This window comes from Kocuria sp. CPCC 205231, from assembly GCF_040980965.1.
Lineage (GTDB): Bacteria > Actinomycetota > Actinomycetes > Actinomycetales > Micrococcaceae > Kocuria > Kocuria rosea.
This window is the reverse complement of record NZ_JAVKPP010000010.1, coordinates 1-20247: the sequence shown is the minus strand read 5'-3', so window position 1 is coordinate 20247 and position 20247 is coordinate 1. Positions and strand designations below refer to the sequence as shown.

17 protein-coding genes and 1 tRNA gene are annotated in these 20247 nt (G+C 72.3%); 13 read left to right on the top strand and 5 right to left on the bottom strand.

The window, feature by feature from the left end; genetic code table 11:
• The first annotated feature begins 157 nt into the window (after positions 1-157).
• Positions 158-1636, top strand: coding sequence for a pyruvate kinase (pyk, locus tag RF640_RS11660; RefSeq protein WP_368827916.1), 1479 nt, complete (start codon positions 158-160; stop codon positions 1634-1636).
• A 14-nt stretch (positions 1637-1650) separates the two neighbouring features.
• Entirely contained in the window at positions 1651-2109 is a 459-nt protein-coding gene (locus RF640_RS11655) for a PaaI family thioesterase (RefSeq protein ID WP_031282685.1), read from the top strand.
• A 52-nt stretch (positions 2110-2161) separates the two neighbouring features.
• Here the strand turns inward: RF640_RS11655 and RF640_RS11650 are convergent.
• A tRNA-Leu gene (locus RF640_RS11650) sits at positions 2162-2242 on the bottom strand.
• A gap of 227 nt (positions 2243-2469) precedes the next feature.
• Here RF640_RS11650 and RF640_RS11645 point away from each other — a divergent pair.
• From RF640_RS11645 to rpsA, 4 genes are all read left to right on the top strand, one after another.
• Positions 2470-3072, top strand: coding sequence for an ANTAR domain-containing response regulator (locus RF640_RS11645; protein WP_031282683.1), 603 nt, complete (start codon positions 2470-2472; stop codon positions 3070-3072).
• Positions 3073-3156: 84 nt separating this feature from the next.
• The gene (gene polA / locus RF640_RS11640; protein ID WP_115162595.1) at positions 3157-6045 is read left to right on the top strand and encodes a DNA polymerase I; all 2889 of its coding nucleotides are present in this window, start codon (positions 3157-3159) and stop codon (positions 6043-6045) included.
• Positions 6046-6107: 62 nt separating this feature from the next.
• On the top strand, positions 6108-7520 hold the full coding sequence (locus RF640_RS11635; protein WP_109222610.1) for a GNAT family N-acetyltransferase: 1413 nt from the start codon (positions 6108-6110) through the stop codon (positions 7518-7520).
• 172 nt (positions 7521-7692) lie between these two features.
• On the top strand, positions 7693-9183 hold the full coding sequence (gene rpsA / locus RF640_RS11630) for a 30S ribosomal protein S1 (RefSeq protein WP_035924005.1): 1491 nt from the start codon (positions 7693-7695) through the stop codon (positions 9181-9183).
• Between the two features lie 114 nt (positions 9184-9297).
• Here the strand turns inward: rpsA and RF640_RS11625 are convergent, their stop codons facing one another.
• Entirely contained in the window at positions 9298-10017 is a 720-nt protein-coding gene (locus RF640_RS11625) for a YigZ family protein (RefSeq protein ID WP_368827913.1), read from the bottom strand.
• Positions 10018-10107: 90 nt separating this feature from the next.
• Between RF640_RS11625 and RF640_RS11620 the strand changes: the two genes are divergently transcribed.
• The 5 genes from RF640_RS11620 to RF640_RS11600 all read left to right on the top strand — a co-directional run bounded on the left by RF640_RS11620 (position 10108) and on the right by RF640_RS11600 (position 16183).
• On the top strand, positions 10108-11829 hold the full coding sequence (locus RF640_RS11620; RefSeq protein ID WP_368827911.1) for an alpha-amylase family protein: 1722 nt from the start codon (positions 10108-10110) through the stop codon (positions 11827-11829).
• A gap of 44 nt (positions 11830-11873) precedes the next feature.
• On the top strand, positions 11874-12491 hold the full coding sequence (gene coaE / locus RF640_RS11615; protein ID WP_035924002.1) for a dephospho-CoA kinase: 618 nt from the start codon (positions 11874-11876) through the stop codon (positions 12489-12491).
• Positions 12492-12628: 137 nt separating this feature from the next.
• Positions 12629-14386: a BCCT family transporter gene (locus RF640_RS11610; protein WP_017832858.1), complete on the top strand. Its 1758-nt coding sequence runs from the start codon at positions 12629-12631 to the stop codon at positions 14384-14386.
• Positions 14387-14507: 121 nt separating this feature from the next.
• On the top strand, positions 14508-14777 hold the full coding sequence (locus tag RF640_RS11605) for a hypothetical protein (RefSeq protein ID WP_017832857.1): 270 nt from the start codon (positions 14508-14510) through the stop codon (positions 14775-14777).
• A 236-nt stretch (positions 14778-15013) separates the two neighbouring features.
• A complete protein-coding gene (locus RF640_RS11600) occupies positions 15014-16183 on the top strand; it encodes a hypothetical protein (protein WP_152609221.1) in 1170 nt (389 codons plus the stop codon).
• A gap of 103 nt (positions 16184-16286) precedes the next feature.
• Here RF640_RS11600 and RF640_RS11595 read toward each other — a convergent pair whose 3' ends face one another.
• The 3 genes from RF640_RS11595 to RF640_RS11585 are packed head-to-tail and all read right to left on the bottom strand — an operon-like array spanning position 16287 to position 19155.
• Positions 16287-17345 (bottom strand): LacI family DNA-binding transcriptional regulator, encoded by a 1059-nt coding sequence (locus RF640_RS11595; RefSeq protein WP_368827908.1) that lies wholly within the window; start codon positions 17343-17345, stop codon positions 16287-16289.
• Positions 17342-18130 (bottom strand): TIM barrel protein, encoded by a 789-nt coding sequence (locus tag RF640_RS11590; RefSeq protein ID WP_176337690.1) that lies wholly within the window; start codon positions 18128-18130, stop codon positions 17342-17344. Before RF640_RS11590 ends, RF640_RS11595 begins: the two co-directional genes overlap by 4 nt.
• The gene (locus RF640_RS11585; RefSeq protein ID WP_368827906.1) at positions 18127-19155 is read right to left on the bottom strand and encodes a Gfo/Idh/MocA family oxidoreductase; all 1029 of its coding nucleotides are present in this window, start codon (positions 19153-19155) and stop codon (positions 18127-18129) included. Before RF640_RS11585 ends, RF640_RS11590 begins: the two co-directional genes overlap by 4 nt.
• A gap of 186 nt (positions 19156-19341) precedes the next feature.
• On the opposite strand from RF640_RS11585, the gene RF640_RS11580 reads away from it, so the two are divergent.
• A complete protein-coding gene (locus RF640_RS11580) occupies positions 19342-19641 on the top strand; it encodes a GntR family transcriptional regulator (RefSeq protein ID WP_126350102.1) in 300 nt (99 codons plus the stop codon).
• 224 nt (positions 19642-19865) lie between these two features.
• Positions 19866-20247 (top strand): MFS transporter (locus RF640_RS11575; RefSeq protein ID WP_368827904.1); only part of this gene is annotated, 382 nt, incomplete at its 3' end.

The window sequence follows — 20247 nt, the reverse complement described above, 5'->3', positions numbered from 1 at the left end:
GGCGGCGGCGTTGGTAGGCTGGGAACGACCTCCCGCCCCAGGGCGGACATCCAGGCAGTGCGGCCGGGAGCTGCGTCGTGTCCTGCGCGACGGAGCCCCCGGCCGCAGTGCTGTGCGCGTCCTCCCCGGTGGCATCCCTCGACCCAAGGCGGCACACATGCGACGAGCAAAGATCGTGGCCACGATCGGCCCGGCCATCTCCTCGTACGAGAACCTCTCCCAGGCGATCCGGTCCGGCATGAACGTGGCCCGGCTCAACATGAGCCACGGCGACCACTCCGTGCACGACGCGTCCTACGAGAACCTGCGGCGCGCCTCGGCGGACGCCGGGCAGACGGTCGCGATCCTCGCGGACCTGCAGGGACCGAAGATCCGGCTGGGCCGCTTCGCGGACGGTCCGCACGAGCTGCTCCCCGGCGACGTGTTCTCCATCACCGTCGACGACGTCGAGGGCACCGCGAGCCTGTGCTCCACCACGCACAAGGCCCTGCCGGGCGACGTCAACGTGGGCGACCCGCTGCTCATCGACGACGGCCGGGTCGCCCTGCGCGCCACCGCCGTCTCGGACACCACCGTCACCACCGAGGTGGTCGTGGGCGGGGCGGTGTCCAACAACAAGGGCATCAACCTTCCCGGCGTGGCCGTGAACGTCCCGGCCCTGTCGGAGAAGGACGAGGACGACCTGCGCTGGGCCCTGCGCCGCGGCGTGGACCTGATCGCCCTGTCCTTCGTGCGCGACGCCAAGGACATCGTGCGGGTGCACGAGATCATGGACGAGGAGGGCCGGCGGCTGCCGGTGATCGCCAAGATCGAGAAGCCGCAGGCGGTGGACGCCCTGCACGAGATCATCGACGCGTTCGACGGCATCATGGTGGCCCGCGGGGACCTCGGCGTGGAGCTGCCGCTGGAGCAGGTCCCGATCGTGCAGAAGCGCGCCATCGAGCTCGCCCGGCGCTGGGCCAAGCCCGTGATCGTCGCGACCCAGGTGCTCGAGTCGATGATCGACAGCCCCCGCCCCACCCGGGCCGAGGCCTCCGACTGCGCCAACGCCGTGCTCGACGGCGCCGACGCGGTCATGCTCTCCGGGGAGACCTCGGTGGGCAAGTACCCGATCGAGACGATCGAGACGATGGCCCGCATCATCGAGGCCATCGAGTCCCAGGCCCTCGAGCGCGTCCCGGCGCTGGGCACGGAGCCCCGAACCCGCGGTGGCGCGGTGACGCGGGCGGCGGTGACCATCGCCCGGCAGCTCGACGTCAGCTACCTCTGCACGTTCACCCAGTCCGGGGACTCCGCCCGCCGGCTCTCCCGGCTGCGCCCGGCCCACCCGATCCTGGCGTTCACCCCGGAGCCCCTCGTCACGGCGCTCATGTCCCTGCTGTGGGGCGTGCAGCCGATCCAGGTCGCGAAGGTCGACCACACCGACGAGATGACCCGGCAGGTCGACCTGCACCTCCAGGAGCAGGGCCTCGCGGGCAAGGACGACCTCGTGGTGATCTGCGCCGGCTCGCCCCCCGGGGTCGCCGGCACCACGAACCTCGTCAAGGTGCACCGCGTGGGCGACGTCGCCGACGCCGGGGAGCTGCTGGGCAGCGGTCAGCGGCGCGAGCGCGTGGGACCGTGGCGGGAGGGGTGAGCAGCCCCCCGGCCATGACCCCCGAGGAGCACTCCCGGGACCTGCGCGAGCACGGGGTCCCCGAGGAGCTGCACGCCGCCTTCCCCGGGCACGGGATGGGCGGTCTCGCCCGGGCGATGGGCATCCGGTTCACGGAGCTCACGCCCGGGCGGGCGGTCGCCACGATGCCGGTCGAGCCGAACACGCAGCCGGGCGGGATCCTGCACGGGGGAGCGCACTGCGTCCTCGCCGAGACGCTCGCCTCGACCGCGGCCAGCGTGCACGCCGGTCCGGGGCGGTACGCGGTGGGTGTCGACGTCAACGCGACGCACCAGCGCGGCGTGGCCTCCGGGACGGTCACCGGCACGTGCACGGCGCTGCACCTGGGCGCCACGCTCACCGTCCACGAGGTCGTGATGACCGACGAGCGGGGGCGGCGGCTGTCCACCGCCCGGGTCACCAACCTGGTGCGGGAGCGGGGCGCCGCGGGCTGACGGCACGGGGGCGGGACGAGAAGACCCCGGACCGAGAGGTCCGGGGTGCCGGTGCCCAAGGTGGGACTCGAACCCACACTCCAGGGGAACCGCATTTTGAGTGCGGCGCGTCTGCCAATTCCGCCACTTGGGCCTGCGGTCGCAGTCCGCGCCGCCTCGGGAGGGCGGCTCCTGCGCTCGACCACTCTACAACAGTTATAGGCTGGGGCTGATCGGACGGAACGCGCGGCGCCGGGCAGTCGGGCGCCGCCGGCCCCGCTGCCCGCGCGGCGCGGGCAACGACGCACCAGCAGCCAAGGAGTCAGCGTGACGGAGCAGCCGAACCCCTCCCCGGCGGAGGAGCCCGAGACCCGCGACGACCTGTCCGGCGAGGCGGCGGAGAACGACCTGCGCCCGGCCCGCCGGGTGGTGGTCGCCGAGGACGAGACCCTGATCCGCCTGGACATCGTGGAGATGCTCCAAGACGCGGGCTACGAGGTGGTCGCGGAGGCCGACAACGGCCAGCGCGCCGTGGAGCTCGCCCGCGAGCACCGCCCCGACCTCGTGCTCATGGACGTGAAGATGCCCGTCCTCGACGGGATCACCGCGGCGGAGCAGATCGCCTCGGACCGGATCGCCCCGGTGGTCCTGCTGACGGCCTTCAGCCAGCGGGAACTCGTGGAGCGCGCCCGCGAGGCGGGGGCCATGGCCTACGTGGTCAAGCCGTTCACGGTGGACGACCTCGTGCCCGCGATCGAGATCGCGATCTCCCGCGCCGAGGAGATCGCCGCGCTCGAGCGCGAGGTCTCGGACATGAAGGAGCAGTTCGCCACCCGCAAGCTCGTGGAGCGCGCGAAGTCGCTGCTGACCACCAAGATGGGCCTCACCGAGCCCGAGGCGTTCCGCTGGATCCAGAAGACCTCCATGGACCGCCGGCTCTCCATGCGGGAGGTCGCCGAGGCCATCATCAACCAGGTCGCCTGAGCGCACTGTCCGGCCGCGCCGGCTGACCCGCCGGGCCCCGGCGGACCGCCGGCCCCTGCTCCCGCCCGGCCCTAGGATGGGTCCGTGGAGAAAACGACGCAGCACACGCAGACCGACCCGAGCCCCGAGACCGCTGTCCGCACGGTGACCGTCGGGACCGACACCGACCACCCCGTCGACGTCGAGATCCCCCACCCGGTCTCCCGGCCCGAGCGCAAGCTGCTGCTGGTCGACGGTCACTCCCTGGCGTTCCGCGCGTTCTTCGCGCTGTCCCGCGCCGCGGAGTACGGCGGCGGGCCCGCCTTCGTGACCTCCGACGGCCGGCACACCGAGGCCGTCTACGGCTTCGTGAACACGCTCGTGAAGCTGATCCGCGAGCAGAGGCCCACCCACCTGGTGGTCTCCTTCGACCTCGACGGCCCCACCCTGCGCTCCCAGGAGTACGAGGAGTACAAGGGCGGGCGGGACGAGACGCCCGAGGAGTTCCACGGGCAGGTCCCGCAGATCCGCCGGATCCTCGACGCCCTGGGCGTGCCCGTGGTGACCGCCGAGGGCCACGAGGCCGACGACGTCCTCGCCACCCTCGCCCGCCGCGGCGCCGAGCAGGACTACGAGGTGCTGGTCTTCTCCGGGGACCGGGACGCCTTCCAGATGATCGACGAGCACGTCACGGTGGTCTACCCCGGGCGCACCCCGTCCGACCTCAAGCACATGGACGCCGCCGCCGTGGTGGAGAAGTACAAGGTGCCGCCCCAGCACTACCCGGACCTCGCGGCCCTGACCGGGGAGCAGGCCGACAACCTCCCCGGGATCCCCGGCGTGGGCGCGGGGTTCGCGGCCAAGTGGATCCTCGCCTACGGCGGCGTCGACGCGATCCTCGCGCACGCGGACCGCGTCAAGGGCAAGAAGGGCGAGGCGCTGCGCGAGCACCGCGCCGACGTCGAGCGCAACCGCCGGCTCAACCGTCTGATCACCGATCTCGCGCTGGACGTCGACCTCGCCGACGCCGGCCTGCCCGTGCCCGACGCCCAGGCGGTGGGGGAGGTCTTCGACGACCTCGAGTTCGGCGACGGCCTGCGCAACCGGCTCTTCGACGCCTTCGGGCGTCCCGTCGAGGAGGCGGCCCCGCCGGCCGACCTCGGCCTGGGCGAGGTCGAGCGCCCCGGCACCGCCGAGGACCTCGAGCAGTGGCTGGCCGGCGGGGAGGGCCCCGTGGTGCTGCACGCCCTGCACCGCGACGACGACCCCGTGCTGCCGGGCGCCCGCGAGCTCTCCGGGGCGGTCCTCGCCCGCGGCGGCCACCAGCCGTCCGCGCTGTTCCTGGACCTCGCGGCCGCCGACTCCGGCCTCGAGTCCGCACTGGCCCGCTGGCTGGCCGACGCGGACCGGCCCAAGATCGTGGACGGGCTCAAGGACGTCTGGAAGTCCCTCGCGGTGCGCGGCCTGCCGCTGGCCGGGGTCGTGGACGACCCCCAGCTCTCGGCCTACCTGCTGCAGCCGGCGCGGCGCAGCTACGAGCTCCCCGCGCTGCTCGAGGACCGGCTGGGCCTGGCGGTGGCCCCCGCCGCGGACGGCCCCGCCGCCGAGGGGCAGCAGCAGCTCGCCCTGGACGCCGAGCCCTGGCCCGCCCCGGCGGTGCTGCGGCGGGAGGCGGAGCTGGCGGTCGCCACCGTCCAGCTCTCCGAGCACCTGTTGGAGAAGCTGGCCGAGACCCACCAGACCGCCCTCCTCACGGACCTCGAGCTGCCCCTGGCCGTGGTGCTGGGCCGGATGGAGCTCGCCGGGATCGCCGTGGACCCCGAGGGGGTGCAGGTCCTGCTCGACGACTTCGCCCGGGTGATCGAGCAGGCGCAGCAGGAGGCGCACGCCCAGATCGCGGAGCCCGTGAACCTCGGCTCCACCAAGCAGCTGCAGCAGGTGATGTTCGAGGAGCTGGGGCTGCCGAAGACCAAGAAGATCAAGTCCGGCTTCACGACCGACGCCGACGCCGTGGCGGAGCTGCTCACCCGCACCGACCCGGACTCCAAGGGGCACCGCTTCCTCGCCGGCCTGCTGGCCTACCGGGACGCCAACAAGCTCCGCCAGACCGTCGAGGGCCTGCAGAAGGCCATCGCCGAGGACGGTCGCGTGCACACCACCTACATGCAGAACGTCGCCGCCACCGGCCGGCTGTCCTCCACCAACCCCAACCTGCAGAACATCCCCGTGCGCACCGAGGAGGGCCGCCGCATCCGCGGGCTGTTCGTGGTCGGGCGCCCGGAGGACGGGCGGGCCTACGAGCAGCTGCTCACCGCCGACTACTCCCAGATCGAGATGCGCATCATGGCGCACCTGTCCGGGGACGAGGCGCTGATCGAGGCGTTCCGCAGCGGCGAGGACCTGCACCGCTTCGTCGGCTCGAAGATCTTCGGGGTGGCCCCGGAGGAGGTCACCGCGCCCATGCGCTCCAAGGTCAAGGCCATGAGCTACGGGCTGGTCTACGGGCTGAGCTCCTTCGGGCTCTCCAAGCAGCTGCGGATCCCCGTCGACGAGGCCCGCACCCTGATGAGCGACTACTTCACCCGGTTCGGGGCGGTGCGCGACTACCTGCGCGGCGTCGTGGAGCAGGCCCGCGAGGACGGCTACACGGCCACCATCGACGGACGCCGCCGGTACCTCCCGGACCTCTCCAGCGACAACCGGCAGCTGCGCTCCATGGCCGAGCGCGCCGCCCTCAACGCCCCCATCCAGGGCTCGGCCGCCGACATCATCAAGAAGGCGATGCTCGGGGTGGACCGGCGCTTCACCGACGAGGGCCTCGGCTCCCGGATGCTCCTGCAGGTCCACGACGAGCTCGTGGTGGAGGTCGTGCGCGGGGAGCGCGAGACCGTGGAGCGGGTGCTGCGCGAGGAGATGGGCGGCGCCGCCGAGCTGTCCGTGCCGCTGGAGGTCAACGTCGGCGCGGGCCGCTCCTGGCACGAGGCGGCCCACTGACCGGCCGGACCGGCGCCCCGGCCGGCCCGCTCCCCGAACCCACCGCGAACGAGGAACCCACCATGGACCCCCAGCACGACGCTCCGACGACACCGTCCACCCCCGGCACCGTGACCGAGTCCTACTCGGCCGGCGGGCACGACTACACCTTCGCGGAGTTCGGCGTGGGCCCCGGCGGCGTCGCGGCCAACCCGGCCGCCGTGGAGTGGGTGCGGGCCATCCGGCAGGGCTTCCACCAGGCGGAGCCGACCGACGAGACCCTCGAGCGCACCCTGTCCTGGATGCACGCCGAGCGGGTGCGGCTGCGAGCGGCGTACCCGCACGCCGTGCCGGAGGCGGCGCTCCCCACCCGGCGGCCCGTGGCGACCTTCACCTCCTGGGAGGGCTCGCTCAACGCGGGCCGCGGCCGGCTGCTGCGGGCCCGGCTCATCTCCGAGGTCACCGTGCGGCCCACGCACAGCCGCCGCGGGCTGCTGCGCCGACTCATGACGGGGGAGCTCGACCGCGCCCGGCGGGACGGCTACCCCGTGGCGCTGCTGACCGCGACCGAGGCCACCATCTACGGCCGGTTCGGCTTCGGCGCGGCCACGTTCAACCGCGAGGTCACCGTGGACGCCACGACCCGCCTGCAGCTCAAGGCACCGACCGTGGGCAGCGTGGAGATGGCCGACGGCGAGGCGGTGCGCCAGCTCGCCCCCGTGCTCTTCCAGCGCTTCCACGAGAGCTCCCACGGATCGGTGAGCCGGGTGGCCTACCACTGGCCCGAGTACACGGGGGAGTACGCCATCACCCCGCAGAAGGCGGACCCCGAGGTGCGCTGCGCCGTGCACTACGACGACGCGATGCGCCCGGACGGCTACGTGACCTACCGGTTCGAGCCCAACACCTCCTACCCGCTGACCCTGACGGTGCTCGACCTCGTGGGCGCCTCCCCGGACGTGTCGATCGCCCTGTGGGAGTTCGTGACCTCCCTGGACCTCGTGGACCAGGTCCGCTTCGGCCGCGCCCCCGTGGAGGACCCGCTGGTGTGGGCGATGGCGGACCGGGCCAAGTACCGCGTCACCGCGGAGTCCGACAAGGTGTGGGTGCGGGTCCTGGACCCCGCCGCCGCGCTGGAGGCCCGCCCGTACACCTTCCGCGGGCGGATCGTGATCTCCCTCGTGGACTCGATGGGCTACGCCGACGGCGTCTGGGCGCTGGACACCAGCGGCGGGACGCCCGTGGTCGAGCGGCTGGGCGACCGGCCCCGCACCGCCGACGACGACGCCGGGCGCTCCGTCCCCGCGGTGGAGCTGCCCGACGGGGCCGACGTGGCGATGCGGGTGGACGTGCTCGGGTCCCTGTACCTCGGGGCGGTGAAGGCGAGCACCCTCGCGCAGGCGGGGCTGATCGTGGCCCGGGACGAGGACGCGCTGCGGGACCTGCAGGACTTCATGGAGACCCCGACCGCCCCGTACGGCGTCACACAGTTCTGAGCCCGCGCGCCGCGGCGGGTCGCGTGTTGCGCCCCTTTTCCTCCGTCCGTAGACTGACCCGGTGCGTGCTCTGCACGTGCCCTGTCCAGCAATCCTTCGGAACGGCCGCGGTCCGGCCGGACAATCTCCGTTCCGACTGATCACAAACTATCCCCATCGGAGCCCCTACTACATGACCACCACCACCCCGCAGGTTGCCGTCAACGACATCGGGTCCGCCGAGGACTTCCTCGCCGCTGTCGACGCGACCATCAAGTACTTCAACGACGGCGACCTCGTCGAGGGCACCGTCGTCAAGGTCGACCGCGACGAGGTCCTTCTCGACATCGGCTACAAGACCGAGGGCGTCATCCCGTCCCGCGAGCTGTCCATCAAGCACGATGTCGACCCGGACGAGGTCGTGACCGTGGGTGATGAGGTCGAGGCTCTGGTCCTCACCAAGGAGGACAAGGAAGGCCGCCTGATCCTGTCCAAGAAGCGGGCTCAGTACGAGCGCGCCTGGGGCGACATCGAGAAGATCAAGGAGGACGACGGCGTCGTCACCGGCACCGTCATCGAGGTCGTCAAGGGCGGCCTCATCCTCGACATCGGCCTGCGCGGCTTCCTCCCCGCGTCCCTCGTCGAGATGCGCCGCGTGCGCGACCTCGCGCCGTACATCGGCCAGCAGATCGAGGCGAAGATCATCGAGCTGGACAAGAACCGCAACAACGTGGTCCTGTCCCGCCGTGCCTGGCTCGAGCAGACCCAGTCCGAGGTCCGCTCGAACTTCCTGCACAAGCTCGAGAAGGGCCAGGTCCGCACGGGCACGGTCTCCTCGATCGTCAACTTCGGTGCCTTCGTGGATCTGGGCGGCGTCGACGGCCTCGTGCACGTCTCCGAGCTGTCCTGGAAGCACATCGACCACCCCTCCGAGGTCGTCGAGGTCGGCCAGGAGGTCACCGTCGAGGTCCTGGACGTCGACATGGACCGCGAGCGCGTCTCCCTGTCGCTGAAGGCGACCCAGGAGGACCCGTGGCAGCTGTTCGCCCGCACCCACGCCCTCGGGCAGGTCGTGCCGGGCAAGGTCACCAAGCTCGTCCCCTTCGGCGCGTTCGTGCGCGTCGAGGACGGCATCGAGGGCCTGGTGCACATCTCCGAGCTGGCCCAGCGCCACGTGGACATGGCCGAGCAGGTCGTCTCCGTGGGCGACGAGCTGTTCGTCAAGGTCATCGACATCGACCTGGACCGCCGCCGCATCTCGCTGTCGCTCAAGCAGGCCAACGAGGGCGTGGACCCGGACTCCACCGAGTTCGACCCGGCCCAGTACGGCATGGCCGCCGAGTACGACGACCAGGGCAACTACAAGTACCCCGAGGGCTTCGATCCCGAGACCAACGAGTGGATCGAGGGCTACGAGACCCAGCGCGCCGCCTGGGAGCAGCAGTACGCCGACGCCCAGTCGCGCTGGGAGGCGCACAAGGAGCAGGTCCGGAAGTCGATCGCCGAGGACGCCGAGGCCGCCGCCGGCGGCACGACGAGCTCCTCGTCCTCGTCCTCCTCGTCCTCCTCCTCGTCCGCGCCGGCCCCGACCAGCTACTCCTCCGAGGCCCCGGCCGCCGACTCCGGCACCCTGGCCTCCGACGAGGCCCTGGCCGCTCTGCGCGAGAAGCTGACCGGAGCCTGATCCGACAGGCACCGCCAGGCCGTTCCGCACGGCGCTGACCACGACGGCCCCCACCCTTCGCAGGGCGGGGGCCGTCGTGCTGTTCCCGGGGCCGCCGGACCGGCCGGGCGCCGCTCAGGGCCGGCTGCCGGCGGGGGTGTCCACCCAGTCCGTGCCGACGGGCCGCAGGACACCGGCGCCGGAGGTCAGCGAGGCCACGCGGGAGTGCAGCGCGGCGACGGCCGCGTCGTCGTCGGGCAGGGCGAGGCCCAGCTCCGCGCCGGCCGCCCCGTAGGCGGTGTCCAGGACCGTGGTCCCGGCCGCGCGCAGCTCGTTCTCGATCCGGCCCGCGTCCGCGTGGGAGGCGGGGAGCCGGTAGAGCCGCTGCCGCCGGCGGACCACCAGGGACGCGCCGTCGAGGGCCTGGGACACGGCCTCGGAGTAGGCCCGGACCAGCCCGCCGGCGCCGAGCAGGGTGCCGCCGAACCAGCGGACCACCACGGCGCTCACGTCCGAGAGGTCGGTGACGTCCCGGCCGGCGGCGTCCGTGGCGGTGCGCCGCAGCACGAGGGCCTCGAGCATCGGCAGGCCCGCGGTGCCGGCGGGCTCGCCGTCGTCGGAGGAGCGCTGCACGTCCCGGTCCGGGCCCAGGACGAACGCCGAGCAGTGGTGGCGGGCGTCGTGGAATCCGCGCCGCAGCTCCTCGGCCAGGGCCCGGGCCTCGGCCTCCGTGGGCGCCCGGCGCAGCACCGCCAGGAAGCGGGAGCGCTTGATCTCCAGCTCGGCCACCGCCTCCGTGCCCGCGGCGAGCGTCGTGTACCGGGTCGCGCGGCTGAGCAGGGGGTCCGGGTCCATGCTCCCCACTCTAGGCCGGGCACCGCGCGCCCTCGACGGGACCGGGACGGGGTGCTAGACAGGGGAGCAGCCGCGACCGAGGGAGCAGACATGCGCATCGCCGACACCTCCGACCTCTGGTGGAAGCAGGCGGTCGTGTACTGCGTGGACGTCGAGCGGTTCCTGGACACGGACGGCAACGGCGTCGGCGACATCGCCGGGCTGGCCGAGAGGGTGGACTACCTGGCGGAGCTCGGCGTCACCTGCCTGTGGCTCATGCCGTTCTACCCTTCACCGAACCGGGACGACGGCTACGACATCACCGACTTCTACGGCGTGGATCGGCGGCTGGGCAGCTTCGGCGACCTCGTGGAGCTCGTCCGCACCGCCCAGGACCGCGGTCTGCGGGTCATCGCCGACCTCGTGGTCAACCACACCTCCGACCAGCACCCGTGGTTCCAGGCCGCGCGCTCGAGCACGGACAGCCCGTACCGCGACTACTACGTGTGGCGGGCCGACGAGCCGCCGGACACCTCCGGGAAGGCCGTGTTCCCCGACCAGGAGGGCGGCATCTGGACCCGGGACGAGATCACCGGGCACTGGTACCTGCACCGCTTCTACCGCCACCAGCCCGACCTCAACCTCTCCCACCCCAAGGTGCGGGACGAGATCGCGAAGATCGTCGGGTTCTGGCTGCACCTGGGCCTCGACGGCTTCCGCGTGGACGGGATCCCCCAGCTGCTCACGCTGGCGCAGGGCGACGACATCGAGAACCAGGGCGGGTTCACGGACCCGCACGGGTTCCTGCGCTCGCTGCGCAGGTTCGCCAACCGCCGCAACGGCCGGGCCGCCCTGCTGGGCGAGGTCAACCTGCCCTACCAGCAGCAGCTCGAGCTGTTCGGCACCGAGGACGCGGGGGAGCTGACCATGATCTTCGACTTCGTGGCCATGCAGAACCTCTACCTCTCGCTGGCCCGCCGGGACGCCGGGCCGCTGGCGACCGCCCTGAAGAACCGGCCCCGCATCCCGCAGGACGCCCAGTGGGCCAACTTCGTGCGCAACCACGACGAGCTCACCCTCGACCAGCTCTCCGCGTCCGAGCGGGAGGAGGTCTTCGCCGCCTTCGGGCCCGAGGAGCGCATGCAGATCTACGGCCGGGGCCTCACCCGGCGGCTGCCGCCCATGCTGGACGGGGACCGGCAGCGCATCCGGATGGTCTACTCGCTGCTCTTCTCCCTGCCGGGCACCCCGGTGCTGTACTACGGCGAGGAGATCGGGATGGGCGAGAACCTCGCCGCCGAGGGCCGCATGGCCGTCCGCACGCCCATGCAGTGGACCTCCGGGCGCAACGGGGGGTTCTCCTCCGCCGGCGCCGAGGACCTCTCCGGCCCCGTCGTCGAGGGGGAGTTCGGCCCCGCGGCCGTGAACGTGGCCGACGCCAAGCGGGACCCGGACTCCCTGCTGAACTTCGTCACCACCCTGGCCCGCCGCTACCGCGAGTGCACCGAGCTGGCCTGGGGGCCCGCCGAGGTCCTGGACCAGCCGCGGCGGGAGGTCCTCGCCCACCGGTGCTCGTGGGAGGGCTCCGGCATCGTGGCGCTGCACAACTTCTCCGCCGAGCCCACCACGGTGCTGCTGCGGCTGCCGGACGAGGAGGAGGGCACCGAGCTGCTGGACCTGCTGGGCAGCGGGACGTGCACCCTCGACGCCGACTCCTCGGCCGAGCTGGCCCTGGAGGGCTACGGGTACCGCTGGCTGCGGGTGCAGCGGGCGCACGGGCCCGGCACGCTGCCGGACGTCATGACCACCGTGGCCGGGGCCGGGGAGGCCTGAGCGCCCGGCGGGGCGCGGCCGGGACCGGCCGATAGCATGGTCCCATGCTGACCATCGGACTCACCGGCGGGATCGCCTCGGGCAAGTCCACGGTCTCCCGGCGGCTCATGGAGCTCGGGGCCACCGTGGTCGACGCCGACGCGATCGCCCGCGCCCTGCAGGAGCCGGGCCGGCCCGGCCTCGAGGGGATCGTGGAGGAGTTCGGACCCTCCGTGCTGACCCCGGACGGCCGCCTGGACCGGGCCGCGCTCGGCGCCCGCGTGTTCGCGGACCCGGAGGCGCGCGCCCGGCTCAACGCGATCATCCACCCCCTCGTCCGGGCGGAGGCCGAGCGGCTCGCGGCCGCGGCCGGGGAGGACGCCGTCCTGGTCGAGGACATCCCGCTGCTCGTGGAGACCGGCCAGCACGGGCGCTTCGACCTCGTCCTCACGGTCCAGGCCCCGGCAGAGGAGCGCGTGCGGCGGATGGTCGAGGACCGCGGCATGACGGAGGCCGACGCCCGCGCCCGGATCGCCGCCCAGGCCACCGACGAGGAGCGGGCAGCCGTCTCCAGCACCGTGCTGGTCAACGACGGCACCGTGCAGCGCCTGCGCGACCGCGTGGACGCGTGGTGGGAGTGGCACGTGGAGCCGCGCCTGGCGTCCACGCCGTCCCCGGAGTGAGCCTCCGCCTCAGGACGACCACGCGGTAGGGTCGTAGCAACCAGAACGCACCACCGATCCACACGACCGACGCACACAACCGAGACACGGCGGCCGTCCGCTCGTCCGAGGCCGAGGGCAGCCGGGGAAGCACGGCGATGCTGAACAGACTGCACGACTCCCTGCGACTGCGGACCAGTCCCACCATCTTCTTCGGCTCCGCGCTGGTGATCGCCGCGTTCGTGGTCCTGACGCTGGTGTTCACGGAGTTCATGGACGCTGTCTTCGCGGACGGCTCGACCTGGGTGATCGAACAGCTCGGCTGGTTCTACATCCTGGGTGTGACCGTCTTCCTGCTGTTCCTGATCTACCTCATGGTCAGCCGCTTCGGTCAGGTCCGGCTCGGGGCCGACGACGAACGGCCCCAGCACACCAACCTGTCCTGGTTCTCGATGCTCTTCGCCGCGGGCATCGGCACGATCCTGATGTTCTGGGCCGTCGCCGAACCGGTGAACCACTTCGCGAACCCGCCCCGGCAGGGCGTCGAGCCGGCCTCCATGGAGGCCGCCACCGAGGCGATGGGCTTCACGCTCTACCACTTCGGGCTGCACACCTGGACGATCTTCACCCTCCCGGCACTGGCCTTCGGCTACTTCATGTACAAGCGCAACCTCCCGCCGCGGGTGAGCTCCATGTTCCAGCCGCTGCTGGGGGAGCGCATCCACGGGCCGGTCGGGCGGCTCATCGACATCCTGGCCATCGTCGGCACCCTCTTCGGCGTGGCCGTCTCGATCGGGCTCGGCACCATGCAGATCAACAGCGGCCTGGCACGGCTCTTCGGCATCTCCGAGTCGGCGCTGTCGCAGATCCTCATCATCGCCGCCGTCAGCCTCGTCGCCTCGGTCTCCGTGGCCCTCGGCCTCGACCGGGGCATCAAGCGGCTGTCCAACACCAACATCCTCATCGCGATCGCCCTGCTGGTCTTCATCCTCGTCTCCGGGCCCACCGTGCTGATGCTCAAGGGCATGGTCGAGTCCGCCGGCACGTACCTGTCGATGCTCCCGGCGCTCGCCTTCTGGAACGACTCGCTCGCGGACACCGGGTGGCAGAGCGGCTGGACCGTCTTCTACTGGGCGTGGACCATCACGTGGTCCCCGTTCGTGGGCATCTTCATCGCCCGCATCTCCCGCGGCCGTACCATCCGCCAGTTCGTCTCCGGGGTGCTCGCCTTCCCCACGCTGTTCTCCGTCATCTGGTTCGGGATCTTCGGCATGGGCGTGTTCGACATCGAGCTCAACGGCGGGGGCGGGCTCGTGGAGGCCGTCGTCGACGAGGGCGACATCCCCGGCGCGATGTTCGTCTTCCTCGAGAACTTCCCGTTCTCCACCGTCACCTCCGCCGTGGGCGTGCTCATCGTGGTGCTGTTCTTCATCACCTCGATCGACTCGGCCGCCCTGGTCATGGACACCATGGGCAGCGGCCACGAGGAGGAGTCCCCGGTGCACCAGCGCGTGTTCTGGGTCGTCGCCATCGGCCTCATCGCCGCGATCCTGCTGACCGCCACCGGCGCCACCGGGCTCGCCGCCCTGCAGAACGTGGCAATCCTCATCGGCCTGCCGTTCTTCGTGCTCGGGTACGTGATGATCTACTCGCTGCTCCGGGCCCTGCGCGAGGACGCCGGGGAGGTGGGCGTCCTGCCCACCCGCCAGTGGCGCCGGGTGCTGCCGCCCGAGGAGTTCCGCCGCCGCACCTCCACCGGCGCCGAGGTGGACGAGGAGATCGTCGTGGCCCCGGACTACGTGCACGGCTCGGAGCCGGCCAACGCCCCGGCCATCGAGCACCCGGAGCAGCCCGACTACGTGCGGGAGTACCGCACGAGCACCGGCTCCCTCAAGCAGATCCGCGACGTCGAGTAGCCGCCCGCACACCAGGGACCGTACGGGCCCACCGGCGTCACACCCGCCGGTGGGCCCGGTCCGTGCCGGCACCCAGGCGCTAGACTGGTGATCACCATCACAGTCGGCAACGGGGGACGTCATGGCGCGGAACAGGCAGAACACCAACCGGGACGGCGAGCAGCAGCACCGCATCCTCGACCGGCTCAACGCCATCGCGATGCGCGTCTACGGGCCGGGGGACCGGCTGGCCCAGGCGCAGGAGGGCGAGAGGATGAGCGAGGCCGCCCAGACCTGGTACCAAGAGGTCCAGGAGCACTTCTACGTCGAGAAGGACGAGCACGGCAACGAGTACCTCTACCACCGGGACGACTCCGGCGAGGGCACGAACACCGGCAGCTCGCGCAACTAGAACTCTCGCGAAGGGCGGGGAGCCTCCGGAGGCTCCCCGCCCTTCTGCGTGCGCTCTCCGGACGGACGGGCGGGCGGAGGCGACGGGGTGGCGCCGTGTCGGGTCAGCGCCCTGAGCCCTGGTCCCCGATAGGCTCCGAGAGCGCCGGAACACCCCTGCCCGGGACGCACCCGCCCCTGCATCGAGAGCGAGCACCTGTCGTGACACCGGACCCCCACCCCGTCTCCCGGACCGCCGTGACCGGAAGCCGAATCGTCCACGTCCAGCAGGAGCAGCGGGAGGACCTGTTCTGGCGCGGCGCCGCGGTGGTCGGCCTGTTCTTCGTCGCGGCCATCGTCGCGCTCTTCATCGGCGTCCCCGTCTGGCTGATGATCGCGTTCTGGAACCCGTGGCTGCTGTTCACTCTGGTCTTCGTGGCGGCCGGGGTCCTGCTCCTGGTCAGGACGGTGGACCTGGTGCGCAGGGGAGCCTGGCACGCCCGCCACCGCTCGACCTATACCCTGCGCGAGACCGGCATCGAGACGACCGAGTGGAACACCTTCGGCGCCGACGCACCGGTCCGCCGGGCCATCCCGTGGGAGGCCGTGGCCTCCGTCGTGGCCTCCTACCGGATCCTGCGCCGCACGATCCTCGTCGAGAACGGCGGCGGAACACTGACCGAGACGGCCCCCGTCCTGCACATCCTGTTCGACCAGGACGGGAGCCGCCGGATCACGAGCGTCCCCTTCTCCTCGCACAAGGACCCCGCGGTCGACGTCTGGATCGCAGCGCTGCGGAAGCACGGCGTGGAACTGGGCTACACCGCCCGGCCGCTCTCGTGGAAGGGCGAGGCCTACCTCGGCCCCGAGGCCCAGCTCGAGCACCTCGCGACCACCGAAGAGGTCATCCCCTTCCCCGCCACCGGCGGGTGGCTGGACAACACGATCCGGCTGGAGAACCGCTGGCATCAGAACGCCGCGCAGGCCCAGGAGCAGGCGGAGCGCCGGGACCCCGCGCTGCGGGAGGCGCGTCAGCGGCCCACCGGCCGGCACTGGATCCTCGGTGCATGGTTCGCCGGCATGTACGCCCTGAGCGCCGGCTTCCTGCTGCCCTACCTCGTCCAGCACGGGTGGTTGCCCGCCGCCGTCTGGCCGCTGGAGCTCCTCGTGGTCCTGCCGGCGGCCGCGCTCTTCTTCCTGCCGCTGCGCCGTGGCCTGCGCTGGTTCCACGGGCTGGTGTGCTGGCTTCTGCTGGTGGTCATCTCCTTCTCGGTGCTGGTGGGCAGCGTGGAGATGGGGCCGGCTGCCGAGCAGACCGCGATGATCGGCTTCGGGCTGACCGTCCTCTCCGCGGCCCTGCTGTGGGCCCCGTACCTGCTCGTGCAGCGCAGCGTGCCCCGGCACGACCTCGTCGGGGGCCCCGTGTAGTCCGTTCATCGGGGGACAGGCGGGGTTCCTGATCGGTGCGGAAGGGCCCCGTCCCGCAAGTGCCGCCTGCCCGGTCCTGGGCCGGTGTGGCGAGGGAGCCGCCTCAGGGGGCAGCGGAGACGGGTGCGGTGCTGGTGCGGGTGACCAGCCGGGCGGGGAGCACCACGTGCTCGCCGGTCACCGCGGTGTCCTCAGCCGTCGCATCCAAGCGGCGCAGCGCCAGGTCCACGGCGGTGTGCGCGAGCAGGCAGGGGTCCTGGGCCAGGGTGGTGAGGTCGAGGTAGGGCAGGGACGCCTGCTCGGAGTCGTCGAAGCCGACCACCGACAGGTCCTCGGGCACGCACCGGCCCAGGACGCGGGCCTGGCTGATCACCCCGACGGCGCAGCGGTCGTTGAAGGCGATGACAGCGGTCGGCGCGGGGTCCTGGGCCAGGAGCCCGGTGATGGCGGTGGCGCCGCCGGCCTCCGAGGCGCTGCCGCGCACGATCAGCATCTCGTCGACCAGGCCCGCGGCGGCCATGGTGTCCTGGTAGCCGGCCCGGCGCCGCGCCCCGCCGGCCTCGCGGTCGGCGTCGATGTAGGCGATCCGCCGGTGCCCCAGGTCGAGGAGGTGCTCCACGGCCAGCACCGCGCCGCGGTGGTCGTCGGTGGCCACGCTGTCGAAGGCCGCCGCGTCGAAAGCCCGGGTGACGGAGACGACCGGCAGGGTCGCACTGATCTGCTCGAGACGGGCCCGCGGCAGGGCGCTGCCCAGCAGGACCAGGGCCTCGCACCGGTCGCGCAGCAGGGCCTCCACCGCGGCGTCCTCCGCCCGGTGCGGTGTGACGGCCGAGAGCACGACGTCGTAGCCCCGCTGCTGGGCGGCGGTGTGGACGCCGTCGAGGATCTCTCCGTGGAAGGGCTGCACGGGCTCGAAGGCCACCCCCAGCAGCCGGGAGCGGCCCTGGCGCAGCAGCCGGGCACGTTCGTCGCGGCGGTAGCCCAGCTCGGCGGCGACCCGCAGGACGTGGGCCCGGGTCTCCTCGCTGGCGCCGGGGGCGTCGCGGAAGACGATCGAGACCAGGGGCTGGGAGACCCCGGCCGCCCGGGCGACGTCGCGCATGGTGACGCGGCGCCCGGACGGGTGGCCGGGGGCTTCCCGCCCCGGGGCGTCCGGGCTCACGGGCAGGGAACGGTGAAGGCGTCCCGGAATCGCCTCAGCGCCAGCTCGGGGTCGGCGGCGGCAAAGGCCTCCATCGCAATCACTCCTTCGTATCCGGCCTCGGCCAGGGCGGTGGCCACCCGGGGGAAGTGGATCTCCCCGGTGCCCGGCTCGCACCGCCCGGGGACGTCGGCCACCTGGATCTCCCCCACGTACGGGAGGGCCCTCCGGCACAGTTCTACCAGGTTCCCCTCCCCGATCTGGGCGTGGTAGAGGTCCAGGTTCAGCCGCAGGTGCGGACTGTCCACCGCCGCGACCAGCGCCAGGGTGTCCTCGGCCGCCCCGAAGGGCACCCCCGGGTGGTCGACGGCGCGGTTGAGGTTCTCCAGGGTGAAGACCCGCCCGTGGCGCTCGCCCAGGACGGCCAGCCGCTCCAGCGTGCGGGCCGCTGCCAGCCAGTCCGCCCCGGTGACCACCTCGTGTGGCACCACGGGGAGCCCCTGGGGGTCCAGGCCGGTGCCGTGGACGTTGAGCCGGGGGCAGTCGAGGACCTCGGCGGCGGCCAGCGAGTCCTCTGCGGTGCGCAGCAGTTCCGCCGCCCCGTCCGGGTCCACGAGGGCCCCGCGCACGTAGCCGGTCATCGACCCGAACCGGGCCCCGGTGGCGGCCAGGGCGGGCAGGTCCTTGGTGGTCCAGTCCCAGATCTCCACCTCGAACCCGGCCTCGTGCAGCCGGCGCACCCGCTGCTCGAACGGCAGGTCGACGAAGACCATCTCCGCGCTCGCCGCCAGGGTGAAGCCGCTCATCGGGTGGCTCCCACCGGGTCCAGGCTCACCGGGGCGCCGGTGCGGCAGGACTCGATGCAGCCCAGGGCGATCCGCAGCGCGTCCCGGGCCGCCTCCACGCCCGGACCCGGCGAGAGGTGTCCGAGGGCGGTGTCGGTGAAGGCCTGCAGCTCCGCGGTGTAGGCGCCGCGCATCGACTGGGTGTCGGCGCGGACGGTCTCGGCGGCGATGCCCTCCGGGCCGTAGTAGCGCATGCTCGAGGCCGCCAGGTCCCCGGCGGTGACCATGCCGGCGGAGCCGAAGGCCTCCGCGCGGGTGTCGTAGCCGTAGGCGGCCGAGAAGCTGGCCTCGGCGGTGGCGATCGCCCCGTTGTCGTAGCGGATGGTGACCACGGCGGTGTCCAGCAGCCCGGCGTCCTTGAAGTCCGGGGCCACGAGGGCGTCGGCCACCGCGTGGACCTGTACCGCCCGGGCGGCGGGGTTGAGGAAGTTCAGGGTGTCGAAGTCGTGGATCAGGGTCTCCAGGAAGATCGTCCACGGGGCCACCGCGCCGGGGTTCGCCAGTCCCGGGTCGCGGGTGGTCGAGCGCAGCAGCTGCGGGGAGCCGATCCGCCCGGCCTCGATGGCCGCCCGGGCCTGCGGGAATCCGTCGGCGAAGCGGCGGTTGAACCCGATCCGGAACAGCATTCCGTGGGTTTCGACGGCCTGGTGGACCCGGTCGATCTCCTCCAGCGTCATCCCGGCCGGCTTCTCGCAGAAGATCGCCTTGCCGGCCGCGGCGACCTGCTCCACCAGCTCGGTGTGGAACCGGGCCGGTGCGGTGATCACCACGGCCTCCACCTCCGGGTCGGCCAGCAGCTCGGCGATGTCGGTGCAGGCCGCAGGCACGTGCAACGCCTCCGCCAGGCGCGCCGCGGCGCCCTCGACGGGATCGGCGATCGCGACCAGCCGGGCGTTGGGCACGGTGCGGGTGATCAGCTCGGCATGGCTGGAACCGATCCGGCCGGCGCCGATCAGGCCGATGTTCAAGGTACGGGGCTCGGACACGGAATTCTCCTTCAGGTCAGGGATGGAGCGCGGAAGGGGATGCCCGGGAACGGTGTCGTGAACATGTCCTGACAAACCCTTGGCAGAAACACTAGTACGTATTAGTGTGATCGCCAACACCTCTGCCGAACGAGTGTGCGGCAGCGCGTCGAAGGGCCGAGGCCCGGCCCGAAGAGGAGACCTCTCATGACCGCAACGCTGTCCCTGCCGATCGACAGGAACTCCCCGGTGCCCCTCTACCACCAACTCGCTCTCCTCCTGGAGGGGGCTGTCCACAGCGGGGCTCTGGCGCCGGGCAGCAAGCTGGACAACGAGCACGAGCTCGCGTCCCGACTGCGCATTGCCCGCGTCACCGTGCGCAGCGCTCTGCAGCATCTGGTCGAGGCCGGCCTGGTGGTACGCACCCCCGGATCCGGCACGCACGTCACCCCGCCCCACCGGTGGGCGCGCCCTCCGGCGCACTCCACGTCGCAGCAGTCGCTGTAGACGCTTCGCCACCGTCGCACCGGATGCCGGGTGCGGCAACCGACCGGAGGAGCCACGACCCCGCCCGGACGGCGAAGGGCATTCCGCCTGCACGCCCGCCGGCCCCGAGCGGCGTCCTGCCTTCTCGGCCGATCCCCGATCCACCCGCACGAACAACCCACCATCCGACCGGTGCCGCACACGGTTCGACCGTGCTTCACGAGGTCATCACCCAAGGAGTTCCCATGTCTCACCAGTCTCCGAGCGACAGCCGGGTCGCCCTCCCGCCGTTGACCCAGGGGCCGCACCGGAAGCGGCTCGGACTGATCTCGGTCGTCGCCTGCCTGGGCGGGCTGCTGTTCGGCTACGACACCGGCGTGACGAACGGCGCCGAGGGGCCGATGGCCCAGGACCTGGGGCTGAGCCTGATCCAGCTGGGCGTGGTGATCAGCTCGCTCATCTTCGCCGCCGCCGTCGGCGCCCTGGTCTGGGGCCGGGTCTCGGATGCCTGGGGGAGGCGCAGGACGATCATCCTGCTGGCCGTGCTGTTCTTCCTCGGCACCGCCCTGGTGGTCCTCACCCCCACACCTGCTGAGGAGGGAACGTTCTCCCTGACCGGGTACACGG